Below are 17,773 nucleotides of genomic sequence, written 5' to 3'. Positions count from 1 at the left end.
CAGGAGTTGAACCATGAAACGTCTGCTTGTCGCCGCTTTCCTAGCCGGCACGCTTCTCTCCAGCTTCGCCCCGGCCTGCGCCGAGGAAGTAAGCCAGTACATCCCGCTGCCGACCTATCGCGTCGGCGCCTATGCCTCTTCGGGCGAACTCTGGTGGGGCGGGGAGCGGGATTATTTCCGCTACATCAACGAGGTTGAAGGCGGCGTCGAGGGCGTGAAGCTCAATTACGAGGAATTCGAGACAGAGTGGAGCCCGGACCGTACCGTCGAGGTCTATGAGCGCGTGAAGGCCGGCAAGGACGGTTCGCCGCTCGCCTTTTTTTTCACGCACGGCACGCCGGCGACCTATGCGCTGCTCGAAAAGGCGGCGGCCGACAAGATTCCGCTGATCGATCCGGCCGGCGGCAAGACGGAGACGGTCGACGGCACGGTCTTCCCCTACGCCTTCCCTCTGCTTTTCAGCTATTACAGCCAGGCCTCGACGGGGATCAATTATATCGCCGAGAAGGTCGGCGGCTTCGACAAGCTCAAGGGCCTGAAAATCGCGACCGTCTATCATGACAGCGCCTATGGTCGCGCCAGCCAGCCGGCCGTTGACGCGCTTGGCAGGAAGTACGGCTTCGAGAACATCCAGATTCCCGTTGCCGATCCGGGCAACGAGCAGTCGCCGCAGTGGCGCCAGATCCGCGAGCAGAAGCCGGACTGGCTTTTCCTGCGTACCTGGGGCGTCTCGACGGTCGTTGCGCTGAAGACGGCACAGCGCTTCGGCTTCCCGGCCGATCATATCATCGGCGATGTCTGGGCCGGCTCCGAATCCGATGTCATTCCCGCGGGCACGGCGGCCATCGGCTATTCCGCGCTCGCGCCCTATCCGGGCGGAACGGATTTCGAGATCCACAAGCGTCTCAAGGCCGAAATCCTCGACAAGGGCAAGTCCGACCTGCGGGACCAGAAGCTGTTTGGTGCCGTCAACTACAATATCGGCCTCGTCAATGCGGCGCTCGCCGTGGAGGCACTGCGCACCGGTTACAAGCATTTCGGCGCGCGCCCGCTGAACGGCGAGGAGGGCCGCTGGGCCTTCGAACATCTGACCATCGATGACAAGCGCCTTGAGGAAATCGGCTTCAAGGGGCTTCTCCAGCAGATCAGGATCACGCCCACCGATCACGAGGGCGGCGGCGCGGCCCGCATCCAGAGCTGGGACGGCGAGAAGTGGGTTCTCCAGACCGACTGGATCAAGGCTGACCACGAACTCCTCAATCCGCTGATCAAGGAGGGCGCTGCGGCCTACGCCAAGGAAAACGGCATCACGCCGCGCACGCCGGAAACCGAAACCAATTGATTCCATGGCGGGGCGTGGCGGGTGCCACGTCTCGACCCCCCAACAGGAGATGGGTATGTTCAAGACTTTCTTGCGCGGCGCGATCGTCGCAGCCGCTTCCGTGCTGGTGCTCGCGGGGTCCGCACAGGCAATCGACACGACGCCGGGACCGGACAGCGACAAGCAGTTCTTCCCGATCGCCAGCTATCGCGTCGGTCCCTATGCGGCCTCCGGCGCATCGATATGGGCGGGGCGCATCGACTATTATCGCTACATCAATGAAGTGGAGGGCGGCATCAACGGCGTGCCGATCGTCTGGCAGGAATGCGAGACGGAATGGACGGCCGAAAAGGGCATCGAATGCTACGAACGCTTCAAGCGCGGCCTGAACGGCGCGCCGGTCTCTGCCTATTTCCCCAACGGCGCACCGGCCGCCTATGCGTTGTCCGACCGTGCGGCGCAGGACAAGATTCCGCTGGTGACGCTGGCCTATGGCCGCACCGAAGCGACCGATGGGCGCGTCTTTCCCTATATCTTCCCCGTTATGGTGACGTTCTACAGCGAGGCCTCGGCCGTCGTGAACTACATCGCCGAGAAGGAAGGCGGCTTTGACAAGCTCAAGGGCAAGAAGATCGCCACCGTCTACCATGACAGCGCCTATGGCCGAGAAACGCTCGATCCGCTGGCGCTGCTTGCCGAGAAGTACGGTTTCGAGAACATTCAGATTCCGGTGCCGGATCCGGGCAGCGAGCAGTCTTCGCACTGGCGCCAGGTTCGTGAGCAGAAGCCGGACTGGGTTTTCCTGCGCACCTGGGGCGTTTCCACGCCGGTCGCCATTAAGACGGCGCAGCGCTTCGGCTTCCCGGCCGACCGCATCATCGGCGATGTCTGGGCATCCTCGGAAGAGGACGTCATTCCGGCCGGCGACGCCGCAAAGGGCTATCTCGCGCTGACGCCCTATCCAGCCGGCGCCGATTTCGAAATCCACAAACGCCTCAAGCAGCACATCATCGATACCGGCAAGTCGGACCTGCGCGATACCAAGGCTTTCGGCAGCGTGTACTACAATTCCGGGCTCGTTGATGCGCTGATATCGGTCGAAATCGTTCGTCAGGCGCAGGCGAAATTCGGCAACCGGCCAATCACCGGTGAAGAAGGCCAGTGGGCGTTGGAGCACCTCAAGCTTGACGACGCAGCACTCGATAAGGCCGGTTTCCTCGGTCTCGTCCAGAACCTCCAGCTGACGCCTGCCGACCACGAGGGTGGCGGTGCCGTGCGTGTCCAGCAGTGGACCGGCGAGAACTGGAACCTTGTCAGCGACTGGGTTCAGGCCGACCGCGAGGCATTGCGCCCGCTGATCGACGCCAAGTCCGCCGCCTATGCCAAGGAGCACGGCATCACGCCGCGCGAGGTCGGCACCAATTGATCCATCAGGACCGGGGCGGTCGCCGCCCCGGCCTTATAAGGAGAGAAAAATGACCCTTCAGCCTGAACTGCCTGTCGCTGCCGACCGTCGTCTTCTGGACGTGTCGGGCATAGAGGTCGTCTATGGCGGCGCAATCCTGGCGGTCGCGGATGTTTCGCTGACCGTCGGCCAGGGCGAGATCGTCGCGCTGCTCGGCGCCAATGGTGCCGGCAAGAGCACGGTGCTCAAGGCGATATCGGGGCTTGCAGCTGCCGACAGGGCGACCGTGCGGCAAGGGCATGTGCGCTTTGACGGCCAGGACATTTTGGGGACGGCGGCAAACCGGCTGGCGAAACGCGGCATCGTGCATGTGCTTGAGGGGCGGCGGGTGTTTTCGCATCTGACAGTCGAGGAAAACCTGCTGTCCGGCGCGTTCCTTCACAAGCCGGCGCGGGGCGAACTCGTGCGCCAGCTCGACGACATCTATGCGTGGTTCCCGCGCCTGAAGGACAAGAGACGAACTCTCGCCGGGCTCACCTCCGGTGGCGAGCAGCAGATGCTCGCGATCGGCCGCGCGCTCCTCACGCAGCCGCACCTTGTTTTGCTGGACGAGCCGTCCATGGGGCTCGCGCCGACCATCGTCGAGGAGATCTTCAGGATCATCGTCCGGCTCTATCGCGAGAAGGGGGTGGCCTTCCTGCTCGCCGAGCAAAATGCCGCCCTTTCCCTCGCCCACGCATCCCGCGCCTACTTTCTTGAAAGTGGCCGGGTGGCGCTGGAAGGAAAGGCGGAGGATCTCGCGCGGCGCGATGACCTTCATCACATCTATCTTGGGTCCGGTGCCTGAGTTCCAAACGTTCACTGATTTGTGTGCGGCGGGGTGCGCCTATACGGGCGCTGCCCCGCTATTTCCCAGCCGGCGCTCGAGCCATTGGCTATAGCGCGAGGCGCCGAAGCAGATCACGAAGTAGATGACGGCCACGACGATATATGCCTCGTTGTAGAAGCCCAGCCATTGCGGATCGGCAGCGGAGGCACGGGCGGCATTCAGGAGGTCGAATATCCCGATGACGGCGAGCAACGAGGTCGCCAGCAGGAAGCCGATGGCGAGGTTCACGATGCCTGGGATAACGATACGAAAGGCCTGCGGCAGGATGACGAGGCCCTGGATACGCCAGTATCCGAGCCCGAGCGCCGTTGCTGCTTCCGTCTGTCCGTTCGGCACGGCCTGAAGGCCGGCGCGGATGACCTCGGCAATATAGGCGGCCCAGAACAGCGTCACCATGATGATCGCACGCAGCATCTTGTCGATGGAAAGCCCGTCCGGCAACGCCATCGGCAGGATCAGCATGGCGACATAGAGAATGGCGACCATCGGCGTGCCGCGCATGAGTTCGATATAGAGGACGGCAAAGGTGCGCAGCCCTCCGAGGGTCGAGCGGCGGGCCAGCGCCAGAAGGACGGCAATGGGCGTGGCGGCGGCAAAGCACAACGCCCAGACGAACAGCGTCACCGGCAGACCGCCCCACTGATTGGAGGGGATGGGTGTTGCCGTGAAGGCACCTTGCATGAGCAGCCAGCAGGCAAGGATCGTCAGCGGCCAGGCAAGGATGAGCGAGCGCCCCCAGAAGCGCGGCAGGGCGCTTGCCGAAAGAATCGCGCATAGGAGAAGAATCACCAGAAGCGGTCGCCATTGCAGGTCCGGCGGATAGAAGGCGAAGACGATGAAGCGCAGCTTCGCCGTAACAAAGGCCCAGCAGGCGCCCGCACGCGTGCAGGCGTTCGCTTCGCCGGCGAAGGTAGCGTCGAGCACCGACCAGCGCAGAAGCGGCGGAACGATCTGCCACAGCAAAAGGAGCGTCGCCAGCGTGACGAGTGTATTGGCACGCGTTCCGAAGAGGCCGGCGCGCAGGCCAGGCAGCGCGCGGGAAAGGCGTGTGGTCATCGTCTGCTTCCCTTGAGCGCGACACGGTTGTTGTAGATGTTCATCAGGGCCGACAGCGCGAGATTGATGGTGAGGAATGCGCCGATGAGAATGATCAGCGCCTCCATGGACTGGCCGGTCGTGTTGGCCGTCGTGTTGACGATGCTGACCAGGTCGGGAAAGCCGATGGCGACGGCCAGACTCGAATCCTTGGTGAGGTCCAGATAGCTCGACGTCGTCAGCGGCGTTATCACGCGCAGTGCCTGCGGCATCACGACGAGGCGAATAATCTGACCGTCATGCAGCCCCAGCGCCCGCGCTGCCTCCCACTGACCCTTGCCGACCGATTGTATGCCCGCGCGGACAATCTCCGCGATCAGCGCCGCGAACTTCACCACGAGGCCGGTCAGCAGTGCGGCGAATTCCGGGGAGAGGTTGAGGCCGCCTCTGATGTTAAAGCCTGACAACGCTGGCAGGTCCAACGCCGGCTGCGCACCGGCCAGAAGGAGATAAGCGAAGGGTGCCGCAACCGAGAGCCCGGCTACAACCATGCCGGAACGGCGCGTCAGTTTGCCGATGGCCCGCAGGACGATGATGAGGAAAAGAGTTCCTACCGCTGCTGTGCCGAGAGCCGCGGCAATCCCGAAGGGACCACCCACGAAGGAGAGCGAGGGTATGTAGACACCTCTGTTGGTGAGGAAAACCGCGTCGAAAAGGCCAGATGCCTGGCGCGGTGCCGGCAACGCCTTGGCCAGCGCCATCCAGAAGAAAAGCTGCAGCAGAAGCGGCGTGTTGCGGGTGATCTCGATGAACCATCGCACGAAGCGGGAGAGCAGCAAATTGCGCGACAGCCCCGCCACACCCACCGCGACACCGAGGATCGTTGCGAGAAGGCAGCCGAGCAGGGACACCTTCAATGTATTGAGAAGGCCCGCCAGAAGCGCGCGCAGATAGGTATCCCCTGCGCGAAAGGCGATCGGGCTTTCCCCGATTTCGAAATTGGCGGAACTCGAGAGAAACGCGAAACCGGGCAGGATGCCGATGCGCGCCATGTTCTCCAGAACATTGCTGATGAAAAGCACGCCCAGCGCCGCAAACACGGCGAGAAGGGCAAGCTGGCCCCACGGCCAGCCGCCCCACCATGTCCGGAACTTTTCCGCCATGCTGGGCCGCGGAGGACCCGACAAGGCGATTTGGAAAACGCGTCGATCTGCAACCGGCGCGTTTCGCCCGGAATTGCGAAAATGCTCCATGTGTTCGCCTTTACGCAATTCCAACCATACGGCCGCCCGTCATCGTCACGGCGCCGGCTTAGCGGAAGGGTGGCGAATAAAGCAGGCCGCCATCGGTCCATAGGCTGTTGTAACCGCGCTCCCAGCCCAGCGGCTTCAGGTTGCGGTCGAAGATCTCACCATAGTTCCCGACGGTCTTGATAATGTTGTAGGCCCATTTCGGGTCGAGCCCGATATCGTTGGCAAAAGAGGGATCGACGCCGAGGAAGCGCTGGATTGCCGGATCTTCCGATTTCAGGAAGTCATCGACATTCGCCGACGTGATGCCCCATTCCTCGGCCTGTATCGTCGCATTCACGGTCCAGTTCACAAGTTCCAGCCAGCGATCGTCGCCGCCGGCGATAGCCGGTGCGAGCGGCTCCTTCGAAAGGCGTTCCGGCAGGAGGACATAATCGTCCGGCTTCTTCAGCTGGGTGCGCTTGCCGACGAGATCGGAGGAGTCCTGCGTGATCGCGTCCACGCGGCCGGATTCCAGTGCGTCGATGAACTGTCCGGTATCCTCGATGGTCACGGGTGTGAAGGTCTTGCCCGTCTTGCGGAAGAAGTCGGCCACGTTCAGCTCGCCCGTCGTGCCGCTTTGCGCCCCGATCGTCGCTCCGTCGAGATCCGCAGCCTTCGTTACGCCGAGGTCCTTGCGAACCAGGATGCCCTGGCCGTCATAGAAGACCGTCGGGCCGAAATGGAAGCCGAGCTTGAAGGCGCGGGTAGCGGTGACTGTCACGCCGGACAAAAGAATGTCGAATTCGCCGCTCTGCAGGGCCGGAAGACGCTGTTGCGGCGAGGACGCTGTGAACTCGACCTTGTCGGGCGTGCCGAAGACGGCAATGGAAAGGGCGCGGCCGTAATCGATGAAGAACCCCTGCCACTTGCCGTTGCTGTCGGGCGTGAAAAAGCCCGGGGTCGTGCCGACGCCGACCTTGATGGTGCCGCGCTGGTTTATCTTGTCGAGCGTCGGACCGGCGTGAGCAAGGCCGGACAGCATGGTCGTGGCGAGGAAGGTGGCGGCGGCGACGGACTGTACGGCCCGCCGAAAGGTGGTCTGTGCACTCATATGGAAATGTCCCCATTCTCGAAAAAGAGCTTCCACCACAGGGATGTATGCCGGGCAGTGAAAGTATTTTTCATGTTATCTATAAAATTACTTTATTTAAGAAACAGGCATACCAAATTTCGGTACGGAAGCGAAAATTGCTACCAGTTTGTGCCAGTGAGACAGGCCGAGATAAGGCGGCCGCACTTGGGATCGTTTGGTATCGAGACCTGTTAATGGTTGTCCGGTTTCGAAGGGGATCGAAACCGTTTCAATCCGCGACTTGTCGAGCCTTTCGGACAGAGCGGCGCTCGACCCAGGTAGGCGGCTCTACGTTTACGCCGCTGCCTTTCCCTCGATGGGGCGCCCCTTTTACAGCCAAAGACGGAACAGCTTTTCACCTTATAGTACATAAAAGACATGGATTTTCTGTATTCCATTTCTGGCGCGGCTACCCTCGCTGCAATTCCAAGCGTGACCGGCCCATGGCCGGCGCCATAGCAACGAGCAGAAGACATGACGCAGATCGAGAATGCTTGGGGCGCAGGCCCTGGTGAGGACTACGAGACCATCGCCGCGCCGTTTCGTCCAATTTTTGCGCGGATCGCTGAAAATGCGATCGCGCGGGACCTTGGACGCGACCTGCCGCATGAGGCGATCCGCGACTTGAAGGAAGCGGGTTTCGGCGCCGTCCGGCTGCCGGTGGAATCGGGCGGCAGGGGCGCCAGCCTGCCGCAGTTCTTCAACCTGCTGATCGAGCTTTCCGCAGCGGATTCCAACATCACGCAGGCGTTACGCGGGCATTTCGGCTTCACAGAGGACATCCTGAACACCCGGGATGCGGAACGCCGTAAACTCTGGCTCGGGCGCATCGGCGGCGGCGAGATCACGGGCAACGCGTGGAGCGAGATCGGCGCCGGTGCAGCACTTGACCGCTTCGCCACCCATATCGCGGAGAGGGACGGCAGGCTGGTTCTCAACGGTGCGAAGTACTACACGACCGGCTCTCTCTTCGCCGACTGGATCGACGTCGGAGCTTCGAATGCCGAGGGCGAGGGTATTTCGGTCGCGGTGCGCCGCCACGCCGAAGGTGTCGATGTCGTCGATGACTGGGACGGCTTCGGTCAGGTTCTGACGGCAAGCGGCACCACCACTTTCCGCGATGTCGTGGTGGAGCCTGAGGATATCGTCGTCGACGAGGAACGTTTCAGATACGCGGCTGCCTTCTACCAACTCGTTCATCTCACAACGCTTGCCGGTATCGGCCGTGCGATTACGGCCGATGTCGCCAAGGCGGTGGCAGAGCGGCGGCGAACCTATACCCACGCCGCCGCGGCGCGGTCCAGCGAGGACCCGCAGGTCTTGCAGGTCGTCGGGCGCATCCGTGCCGCAGCCTATGCGGCGTCCGCCATTACGCTCCAGGCCGCGGCAAGTCTTCAGCGCGCTTTCGACGCGCATTTCGTGGACGACGAGGCTGCCGAGGAGAAAGCCAATGCGATAGCAGAACTCGAGGCGGCGCAGGCCCAGACGGTCGTGTCCGACCTGGTCCTCGAGGCGTCTACCCTGTTGTTCGATGCGCTCGGCGCCTCGGCCACCAAGAAGCCCGCCGGCCTCGACCGTCACTGGCGCAACGCTCGCACGCTCGCCTCGCACAATCCGCGTATCTACAAGCACCGCATCATCGGCGATTTCGCCGTCAACGGCACGCCGCCGCCCTACCAGTGGCGCATCGGCGCGAGTGCAGGCTGACCAAGGTGAACGGCAATCTTGCGGGGCCGGCTATGTCTCCAGCCGGCTCCTGATCATCTCGGCAATCGGTATGGCGGATGTGGCGGCTGGTGACGGCGCATTGCAGACATGCAGCATCCGATTGGTCTCTGCGAAGAGGAAATCGTGGATGAGCGCCCCATCCTTCCGCACGGCCTGCGCCCGGATGCCGGCTTCGTGCGGCAGGAGGTCTTTCAGCGCGAGGCTCGGGCAGTATTTGCGGCATTCCGCGAGATAGCCTGCCTTCCAGAGGGAGTTGCGCAGTTCCGTCATCGCGGATTTCCGATTGGCGAGCACCGTCTTCCAGAAACCCGGGAAGAGTGCATAGTCGGCCATGTCGGCGACGTTGACCGAAAGACGCGGATAGCCTTCGCGGGCAAAGCCGATCACGGCATTCGGCCCGACCGTCACGCTGCCGTCGATCATCCGGGTCAGGTGGACACCGAGGAAGGGCAGGGCGGGATCGGGGATCGGATAGATGAGGTGGCGCACGATGTCGTTCTTGTCGGCCGGCAGCCGAAAATATTCCCCGCGAAAGGGGACGATGCGGTGCTCGATCGACAGGCCCGCAAGGATTGCCAGCCGGTCCGATTGCAGGCCCGCGCAGGCGACCAGCTTCCTTGCCCGCCAGTTCTCGCCGGCGGATGCGATATCGACGGCGTCGATGGATTCGCGAATGGCGGTAACGCGTGTCGAAAGGCGGATGTCTCCGCCGAGTGCTATGATGCGCCGGCCCATGGCATGGCAGATTTCGGCATAGCTGACGATGCCTGTCGAGGGTACGAAAAGCGCACCACGGCCGCTGATGTTGGGTTCGCGTTCCCGCAGTTCGCCTTCGCTGACGCGCTGGACCTCGATCGTGTTCTGTTTCGACCGTTCGTAAAGCGCCTCCATGCGCTCCACTTCGAGATCGGATGTCGCGACGAGCAGCTTGCCGCAGACCTCGAAACGGATGCCTTGTTCCTGGCAGAACGCCTTTGTGGCCGCCGCACCCTTCCGGCACAGTTCGGCCTTGAGGCTGCCCGGCGGATAGTAGATGCCCGCATGGATGACGCCGCTGTTATGGCCGGTCTGGTGCCGGCCTAGCACGTCTTCCTTCTCGATGAGGACAAGGCTGCTGCCGGGCCGCGCTTCGAGAAGTCGCATGGCCGTCGCCAACCCGACAATACCGCCGCCAATGACGCAATAATCGTAAATCATCCGCCTCGCCCTTGCTCGGCCGATTATGCGCCCACAAGATGGCGTTCGCCATAGCTGAAACTGCGTTTGCTACCTTGCACGCCGCAGCGATGGCCGAGCCTGCTAAGCGCGGATGCCGGCCACCAGCTCGGCGGCGGCCGAGATCGCCTCCTGTTGCCAAGGGCGCAGATCCTGTCCCGCGTAATTTCGAAACACAGGCAGGAAGGGATCGTCGATGTGGGTCTTGATGCCGGAAAGCTGCTCCAGCACGGCGAGGCCGCAATAAGGCACATAGGCGGCGGAGTAGCCGCCCTCGTGCGACATGACGAGACGCCCACTGCACAGGTCGGTGGCCGCTTCCATCAGCATCCGAGTCATCTCGCGATAGGTATCGCTGTGCAGCATCATGCGGCCGAGCGGATCGGCACCCGAACCGTCGAAACCCGAGGGGACGACGATGAGATCTGGCTTGTAGGCCCGTAGTGCTGGAAGCACGACCTGTTCGAAGGCCGCGATATAGGCGCCGTGCCCACTGCCGGCCGGAAGCGGAATGTTGAGGTTGTAGCCGAGACCCGCACCGGCGCCGCGTTCCTCGCGGTCGCCGCTGTCATGGGGATAGAGCCTCTCCTGGTGAAGCGAGATCGTCAGCACGCCGGGATCGGTCCAGAATGCGGCCTGGGTGCCGTTACCATGGTGGACATCCCAATCCACTGTCGCCACGCGCTCGAAACCGTGCTTCTTGCGGTTCTTCAGAATGGCCACCGGGACATTGCCGAACACGCAGAAACCCATGCCCTTGTCGCTTTCCGCATGGTGACCCGGCGGGCGCACCAGCGCGTAACCGTTGTCGAGTTCGCGGGAAAGAACCTTGTCCATCAGGGCAAACGTGCCGCCGGCAGCAAGGCAGGCGATCTCGTAGCTGCCGCGTCCGAACGGCGTGAGGTAACTCGCATCGCCGCCGCGGTCGTCGCTGAGCGCCTTGATGCGCCGGATGTAGTCGCGGGTGTGGAACAGCGCGAGGTCGTCCTCGTCTACCGGAACCGACTTGACGCTCGTAAGCTGCTCGGTGAGCCCGGAGACCTCCATGAGATTGCGGAAACGCCGCTTCGTTTCGGCGTTTTCCGCATGCTCGCCGGGTTCAACGGTCAGGCTGGCCGGAAAGAACTGCGCGGCCGCGCCGGTATCGTGCCAGAGGTAGAGTTCATGAAAATTCCATCCGGTCCTCATCATCTCAGTCCTCGTCATTCGCCGACCGTTACCCACACGCCCTTGCTCTGCGTGTAGGAGAGGATCGCACCCATGCATTTGTCGCGGCCGTTGCCGCTTTCCTTCCAGCCGCCAAAGGGCAATTGCATGTCGCCATTCATGTAGCTATTCACATAGACCATGCCGGCCTCGACATCGCGTGCGAAACGATGCGCCTTGCCCAGGTCGCTCGTCCAGATGCCGGCGGCGAGGCCGAACGGGCTGTCATTGGCGATGGCGACCGCCTCTTCGTAACCGGACACCGGAATGATGCTGGCGACCGGTCCGAAGATCTCTTCGCGCGCAATCGTCATGCTATTATCGACGCCGGTGAAGATGGTGGGCGCGACATAGGCGCCGTGCTCCAGACCGTCGGGCACGCCGCCGCCGAGGATGCAGTCCGCGCCGCCCCGGCGACCGATGTCGATATAGTTCAGCACGCGCTGCTGCTGTTCCCGGGTAACGAGCGGGCCCATCGTGGTGGCCTCGTCCAGCGGGTCGCCGGGCACGTAGCCGGATTTCGCCTGCGCCGACAGTGCATCGATGAAGTCTGGGACGACGGACTTTTCCACGATGATGCGCGAACCGGCGCAACACACTTCTCCCTGGTTGCCGAAGATCCCCATGGCCGCCCACCAGGCCGCCTTTTCGAGGTTTTCCGCATCCGCCAGGACGATGTGCGGAGATTTGCCCCCGCACTCTGTCGCGACCTTCTTCATGTTGGATTGGCCGGCATAGATCAGCATCAGCTTGCCGACCTCTGCCGAGCCGGTAAAGGCGATCTTGTCGACGCCGTCGTGCAAGGCCAGCGCCTTGCCGGCCTCTGCGCCGAAGCCGTTGACGACGTTCAACACGCCCGCGGGCCCGCCAGCCACCATGAAGAGCCGCGCAAGCAGCAGCGCCGAGAGCGGGGATTGTTCGGCCGGCTTCAGCACGACGGAATTGCCGGCCGAAAGGGCGGGGGCAATTTTCCACACCGTCATCAGCAGCGGATAATTCCATGGAACGATGCAGCCGACGACGCCGAGCGGCTGGCGCATGACGTAGGACAGCACGTCGCTTGCCGTCGCGCCGACGCTGCCTTCGATCTTGTCGATGCATTCGGCCGTGAAGCGCAGGCAGGTCAATGCCAGCGGGATATCGACGGCCAGCATCTCCTGGATGGGCTTTCCCATGTCAAGGGTGTCGAGAACAGCGAATTCGCCCGCGTGCTGTTCGACAAGGTCGGCGAACCGCAGCATGACGGCCATGCGGGCACGCGGCGCCATGCGCGACCAGACGCCCGACTTGAAGGCCTTGCGCCCGGAAGCGACGGCGAGGTCGATATCGGCGCCGTCGCCTCGCGACACCGCCGCGATGATGCTGTCATCCGCCGGATTGACCGTCTCGAATTTCGCACCGGAGACCGCCTCGCGGTAGTCGCCGTCGATGAAGAGCCTTCCTTCGAAAGAGAGTTTCGCGGCCCTGTCGTGCCAGCTGCCTGTGGATGGGGCGATGTTCATGGATGCGTCTCCTTAACCGGCGAGGATCATCTGGGCGGCACGCTCGGCGACCATGATCGTCGGCGCATTGAGGTTGCCCGAAACCATCTTCGGGATGACCGATGCATCTGCGACGCGCAGGCCTTCGAGACCGTGCACCTTCAGGGTCGCGGGATCGGTGACGGCCATCGCGTCTGTCCCCATGCGGCAGGATGAAGACGGGTGATAGAGCGTTGTCATGTGGCCGCGGACGTAGTTGGCGATTTCGGCGTCCGTCCTGCACTCGGCGCTGGGGCTGACTTCGTAATCGACGAGATCGCGCATCGGCGACTGTTCCATGATGCGGCGGTTGATCTTGACGCCCTCCACCATGGTGGCGAGGTCGAGCCCCTCCGGATCGCTCACGAAATATTTGGGGTCGATCGACGGATATTCGATCGGATTGGCCGAGCGCAGCCTGATCTCACCCCGGCTGTTCGGGCGCTGAAGCGTGGAATGCGTGGTTATACCGGACTGGCCGCCCAGGAAGCGTGCGTAGTCGCGGTGCGGGCTCATGGCGCCGTAGAGTTGCAAGTCGGGTTCGACGCCAGGACGGCTGCACACATGACCGCCGGAGGCCACCCAGGGCGAGGAGCGGATGCCGGTACGGTGGTCGCGCCATTCCTCGAAGCTGTCGGCGATCACCTCGTCGGTCCAGGCGCCTATGCCGAGCGGTTCCTTGGTGTAGAAGGTGATGGGGATGTTGAGGTGATCCTGCAAATCCTTGCCAACGCCGGGAAGGTCGTGGATGGGATCGACGCCGACCGCCTTCAATTCGTCCGCCGGCCCAATCCCCGACAGCATCAGGAGCTGGCAGGATGCGATCGCACCCGCCGAGAGCACGACTTCGCTTTCGGCATAGGCCGTGTGCGCAACACCGTCGATGAGATAGCTGACACCCTTTACACGGCCGTTTTCGACGATGAGCTTCGTGACGAGAACGCCTGTCTCGACGGTGAGATTGGGGCGTTCAAGCGCAGGCCGCAGATAGGCCTTGCCGGTTCCCCAGCGCTCGCCGTTCTTGATGGTGAACTGGAAAAGGCCGACCCCTTCCTGGGTCTCGCCGTTGTAGTCGGGATTGTAGGGGTAACCGGCCGCCTCTGCGGCCTCGATCCACATCCGCTCGTATTGGTCGACATAGGGCACATTGCCGATATGCAGGAGGCCATCGTTGCCGTGATAGGGACTGTCCTTGATGTCGGCGTTGACTTCGGAAGACAGGAACACCGGAAGCACGTCCTTCCAACCCCAGCCACTGCATCCCATCGCTTCCCATGCATCGTAATCGGAGGGCAGTCCCCGGATGTAGATCATCGCGTTGAGTGCGCCTGAACCGCCCACCATCTTGCCGCGCGGCCAGAAGATGCGGCGCCCGCGGCAACCGGCCTGAGGCTCGGTGTAGTAACCCCAGTCGGCCCCCGTGTTGAACATGGTTACCCAGTCGGACGGAATATCCGAGGCCAGCGGCGCTGCCCGGCCGGCCTCCAGCACGAGGACCTTGCGGTTCGGATCGGCGCTCAGCCGGTTTGCAAGCACGCAGCCGGCAGAACCGGCGCCGATGATGATCGTGTCGTACATGAAAACTCCTCACTTCCCGGTGGTTGCCGGCTTTTCCTGAAACGTGATGGCAGATGCGGCGGCGCGGTTGCGGTGGCGCAGCCAAGACAAGAGATCGCCGAGCCGCCCGACGAGGCCCTTCGGCATAAGCAGGATCGACAGCGCGATGATGAGCCCAAGCCCGAGCGTGCGAAATTCGCCGGCTTCACGCATCAGTTCGTCAGCCGCCACCAGCACGATGGTGCCCACGAGCGGCCCCCAGAAGGTTCCGACGCCACCGACGACGGTGATGGCGATGATGAACATCAGCTGCGACATCGACAGGATGCCGGGCCCGATGGCTTGGAAATGCGCGGCATAGAAACCGCCGGCAAGACCGGTGAAGAAGGCCGATATGCCGAACACCAGAAGCTGGGCCTGAAACCGGTTGACGCCGCGGGCCACCGCATAGCCCGGATTGTCCTTGAGGGCGCGAAACGCGAGGCCTATCGGGCTTTTGACGATGATGTAGGTGACGAGCATCGTGACCGCGAAGAGCGTTGCTATAATGGCATAGTTGCCGGCAAGCCACTGGCCCTTGAGGAGCGCGCGCGTGCCGAGATCACCGAAGCGGGCGAAGCCCACCGCGCCTCCGGTAAACTGCCGGCAGATGGAGCCCACCATGGTGAAGCATTCGGTATCCGTGACGATCAGCAGATACATTGTCTGGGCGATGGCGAGGGTGAGCAGCGCGACGTACACCCCCGTGAGGCGAAGGCAGGCGAGGCCGACGATCAGCGAGAAGACGACGGCTGAAAGCGCGCCCGGGAGCAAAGCCGCCCAGACATTCCAGCCAAAGTAGAAGCAGATCATCGCGGTCGCATAGCCGCCGAAGGCAAACATTGCCATCTGTGCAAGGGAGAAGACGCCGGCAAAGCCGAACAGCAGGTTCCACTGCGAGGCAATGGTGGCGTAGAACAGCGCCAGCACGATCTGACCCATCACGTATCGGCTGTCGATCATGAAGGGGAGCGCGATTGCGGCGGCGATCAGCAGCAGGCTGACGAGGAGGTCGATACGGGCGTTGATGGACATGCCCTTGGAGCTGGAAGTCTTGTTCATGGCGCCACCTCACATGCGACGGATTTGGACACGGCCAAAGAGGCCGGCGGGCCGCCATATCAGGACAGCGATGACCACGAAGAGCAGGGTGGGGAACCCCCAGCGCGCGCCGGCAACGTACTGGACGAAGGCTTCCAGCAGGGCGAGGCCGAAGGCGGCCGCCACCGCGCCCGGAAGGTTGCCGAGGCCTGCGACCACGCACATGATGAAGGCCTTCAACATGGGATCGTTGCCGAGAGGCGGCGAAAGCTGGGTCATGGAGCTGACCATCACGCCACAGATGCCGGCGATGGCGCCCGACAGGACGAGCACCTGGAAGTAGACCGAGTTGACCGCGACCCCCATCAGTTGGGCCGCCTCGCGGTTTTGCGCCGTGGCGCGGATGGCGCGGCCCATGCGCGTCTTGCCGAGCAGCAGTGCTATCACAGCCATCAGCGCGATGACGACCAGCACGATGAGCATGTTCTGAAAGGGCAGGCTGACCGGTCCGAGGACGAATGATCCGGTCGCCGAGATCGGCTGCTTCAACGGCTGGCCGCCATAGGTCAGAAGGATGGCGTTTTCGAGTGCGATACCGATGCCGACGGTCGCGATCATCACATTGGCTTCGAACGTCGCCTTGTCGGTCTTCAACAGGTTGCGCACGATCAGTACGTAGAGCAACCCACCCGCGACGGCGCCGATCACGATAGCGCCTGCGAAGCCGACGATGACCGGGAGGCCAAGCACGGTGCAGAGCGTGAAGGCCGAGTAGCCGCCGAGCGTCAACATGGCGGCATGCGCCATGTTGAGCATGCCCATGGAGCCCCAGACGAGGGAGAGGCCGACGGTTGCGAGCGCATAGAGCGCGCCTGTCGTCAGGCCGGCGATGAGGATGGCGGTCAGGATGTCGAACATGATCGTCAGCCTCCGAGATAGGTTGCAAGGAGCTCGTCGCGGGCGAGCAGTTCGGCCGGCGGGCCCGACCACACGATCACACCGTCGTCCAGCAGATGAAGATGATCGGCGAGGTCGGCGACACGGGCCGGATTTTCCTCGACGAGCAGGATGGTCCGGCCGCTTCTGGAGAGTTCCGCTATGACGCCGTATATTTGCTCGATGATCAGCGGCGCGAGCCCCAGTGACGGTTCGTCGATCAGCAGGATCTGCCCGCCCATCATGAGCCCGCGACCGATGCCGACCATCCGTCGCTCGCCCCCCGAGAGGGAGGATGCGAGCTGGTCCCGCCGATCGGAAAGTTTGGGCAGGAGCGTGTAGACCTCGTCGAGCCGTCGCTCGACTTCGGCTTTCGAGGGCGCGAGATAAGCGCCCATGAGCAGGTTTTCCAGAACGCTCATTTCCGGAAACAGCATGTCGCCCTGCGGAACGTGGGCCACGCCGAGCCCGGCGATGGTGTGCGGCTTGGCCGGGGCCGGCTCTCCGTTGATGCGGATCGCGCCAGACGTCAGCGCTACGAGGCCGGAAATGGTTTTCAGCAGGGTCGACTTGCCGTGGCCGTTGGGGCCGACGACGGTCACGAAGTCGCCGGCCGCAATGTCGAAGGATATGCCCTTGAGGACCTGAAGTCCCTTGTAGCCCGAAACCACATTGGAAAGGCTGAGGACGGGCGGTTCTGCGGAAGCGCTCACGGCTGCACCTCCTCTTGGGAAAAATACGTCGCAAGCCGCTTGCGTGTGCCCTCTCCAAGATAGGAGTCCACCACGACCGGATCTTCAGCCACCGCTTGCGGTGGGCCTTCGAAGATCTTCTTGCCGTGGTGCATGATGATGACGCGACTGGAGAGCGCCAGCAGGAAACGCATGACATGTTCGATGAGAACGACGGTCATCCCGTTTGCTTTGAGCCGTTCGACCAGACCGATGATGTGATCGATCTCGCTGGAATTGAGCCCGCCGACAGGCTCGTCCAGGAAAAGCAGTTTCGGCCGTGTCGCGATCGCGCCGGCGATCATCAGCAGCTTGCGGTCGAGCACGGGAAGTTGCGCCACCGTGGCGTCCGCCTTGTCCGACAGGCCGACGAAGGCCAGTGCCTCTTCCGTCTGTTCGCGCACATCCTGGCCGAGCTTCAGGCCCGGGATCGCCCTCCGGCTTCTCCCGAAATAGGCGGCGACATCGATGTTTTCGCGCACCGTCAGGCTTTCGAAGGCGGCGTTGAGCTGGAATGTGCGTGCAATGCCGTGCTGGCATATGCTGTCGGCGCCAAGCCTTGAAATGTCATGGCCATCGAACACCATCCGTCCCTCGGTGGCGGGCGTCACGCCTGTCACCACGTCGAAGAAGGTCGTCTTGCCCGCGCCGTTCGGGCCGCCGATGCCGACGATCTCGCCGCGGTTTACCGTCAACGACATGCCGTCGACCGCCGCAAGCGAGCCGTAGCGCTTCACGACATCTTCGCATTCCAGCAAGACTGTCCCGCTGTTTTCCATCAATCCG

15 protein-coding genes are annotated in these 17,773 nt (G+C 62.9%); 4 read left to right on the top strand and 11 right to left on the bottom strand.

Going from position 1 to position 17,773, the window contains the following annotated elements; all coding sequences use genetic code 11:
* The first annotated feature begins 13 nt into the window (after positions 1-13).
* Genes MNR02_RS18195 through MNR02_RS18185 form a run of 3 tightly spaced genes read left to right on the top strand, consistent with a single transcriptional unit; the run spans position 14 to position 3,573 of the window.
* Entirely contained in the window at positions 14-1,342 is a 1,329-nt protein-coding gene (locus MNR02_RS18195; protein WP_241949399.1) for an ABC transporter substrate-binding protein, read from the top strand.
* A 55-nt stretch (positions 1,343-1,397) separates the two neighbouring features.
* The gene (locus MNR02_RS18190; RefSeq protein ID WP_241949398.1) at positions 1,398-2,747 is read left to right on the top strand and encodes an ABC transporter substrate-binding protein; all 1,350 of its coding nucleotides are present in this window, start codon (positions 1,398-1,400) and stop codon (positions 2,745-2,747) included.
* 49 nt (positions 2,748-2,796) lie between these two features.
* The gene (locus MNR02_RS18185; protein ID WP_241949397.1) at positions 2,797-3,573 is read left to right on the top strand and encodes an ABC transporter ATP-binding protein; all 777 of its coding nucleotides are present in this window, start codon (positions 2,797-2,799) and stop codon (positions 3,571-3,573) included.
* Between the two features lie 39 nt (positions 3,574-3,612).
* Here MNR02_RS18185 and MNR02_RS18180 read toward each other — a convergent pair whose 3' ends face one another.
* The 3 genes from MNR02_RS18180 to MNR02_RS18170 all read right to left on the bottom strand — a co-directional run bounded on the left by MNR02_RS18180 (position 3,613) and on the right by MNR02_RS18170 (position 6,924).
* On the bottom strand, positions 3,613-4,671 hold the full coding sequence (locus MNR02_RS18180; RefSeq protein ID WP_241949396.1) for an amino acid ABC transporter permease: 1,059 nt from the start codon (positions 4,669-4,671) through the stop codon (positions 3,613-3,615).
* Positions 4,668-5,813, bottom strand: a complete 1,146-nt coding sequence (locus tag MNR02_RS18175; RefSeq protein WP_241949395.1) for an amino acid ABC transporter permease — start codon at positions 5,811-5,813, stop codon at positions 4,668-4,670. Before MNR02_RS18175 ends, MNR02_RS18180 begins: the two co-directional genes overlap by 4 nt.
* Before the next feature lie 148 nt (positions 5,814-5,961).
* On the bottom strand, positions 5,962-6,924 hold the full coding sequence (locus MNR02_RS18170) for an amino acid ABC transporter substrate-binding protein (RefSeq protein WP_241949539.1): 963 nt from the start codon (positions 6,922-6,924) through the stop codon (positions 5,962-5,964).
* Between the two features lie 564 nt (positions 6,925-7,488).
* Here MNR02_RS18170 and MNR02_RS18165 point away from each other — a divergent pair.
* On the top strand, positions 7,489-8,721 hold the full coding sequence (locus tag MNR02_RS18165) for an acyl-CoA dehydrogenase family protein (protein ID WP_241949394.1): 1,233 nt from the start codon (positions 7,489-7,491) through the stop codon (positions 8,719-8,721).
* 30 nt (positions 8,722-8,751) lie between these two features.
* Here MNR02_RS18165 and lhgO read toward each other — a convergent pair whose 3' ends face one another.
* The 8 genes from lhgO to MNR02_RS18125 form a co-directional block, all read right to left on the bottom strand.
* Complete coding sequence (gene lhgO, locus MNR02_RS18160; RefSeq protein ID WP_241949393.1) at positions 8,752-9,939, bottom strand: L-2-hydroxyglutarate oxidase; 1,188 nt, start codon at positions 9,937-9,939, stop codon at positions 8,752-8,754.
* A gap of 102 nt (positions 9,940-10,041) precedes the next feature.
* On the bottom strand, positions 10,042-11,145 hold the full coding sequence (locus MNR02_RS18155; RefSeq protein WP_241949538.1) for a class II histone deacetylase: 1,104 nt from the start codon (positions 11,143-11,145) through the stop codon (positions 10,042-10,044).
* A gap of 14 nt (positions 11,146-11,159) precedes the next feature.
* Entirely contained in the window at positions 11,160-12,665 is a 1,506-nt protein-coding gene (locus MNR02_RS18150) for an aldehyde dehydrogenase (protein WP_241949392.1), read from the bottom strand.
* A 12-nt stretch (positions 12,666-12,677) separates the two neighbouring features.
* On the bottom strand, positions 12,678-14,261 hold the full coding sequence (locus tag MNR02_RS18145; protein WP_241949391.1) for a GMC family oxidoreductase: 1,584 nt from the start codon (positions 14,259-14,261) through the stop codon (positions 12,678-12,680).
* 9 nt (positions 14,262-14,270) lie between these two features.
* A complete protein-coding gene (locus tag MNR02_RS18140) occupies positions 14,271-15,341 on the bottom strand; it encodes a branched-chain amino acid ABC transporter permease (RefSeq protein WP_241949390.1) in 1,071 nt (356 codons plus the stop codon).
* 9 nt (positions 15,342-15,350) lie between these two features.
* Positions 15,351-16,238 (bottom strand): branched-chain amino acid ABC transporter permease, encoded by an 888-nt coding sequence (locus MNR02_RS18135; RefSeq protein WP_241949389.1) that lies wholly within the window; start codon positions 16,236-16,238, stop codon positions 15,351-15,353.
* A 5-nt stretch (positions 16,239-16,243) separates the two neighbouring features.
* The gene (locus MNR02_RS18130) at positions 16,244-16,969 is read right to left on the bottom strand and encodes an ABC transporter ATP-binding protein (RefSeq protein WP_241949388.1); all 726 of its coding nucleotides are present in this window, start codon (positions 16,967-16,969) and stop codon (positions 16,244-16,246) included.
* Positions 16,966-17,766: an ABC transporter ATP-binding protein gene (locus MNR02_RS18125; protein ID WP_241949387.1), complete on the bottom strand. Its 801-nt coding sequence runs from the start codon at positions 17,764-17,766 to the stop codon at positions 16,966-16,968. Before MNR02_RS18125 ends, MNR02_RS18130 begins: the two co-directional genes overlap by 4 nt.
* Positions 17,767-17,773 lie beyond the last annotated feature (7 nt).

The organism is Shinella sp. H4-D48, assembly GCF_022637395.1.
In the GTDB taxonomy this organism is placed as follows: Bacteria; Pseudomonadota; Alphaproteobacteria; order Rhizobiales; family Rhizobiaceae; genus Shinella; species Shinella sedimenti.
The sequence above is the reverse complement of the archived record's forward strand: the minus strand, read 5'-3'. Positions and strand labels throughout refer to the sequence as shown.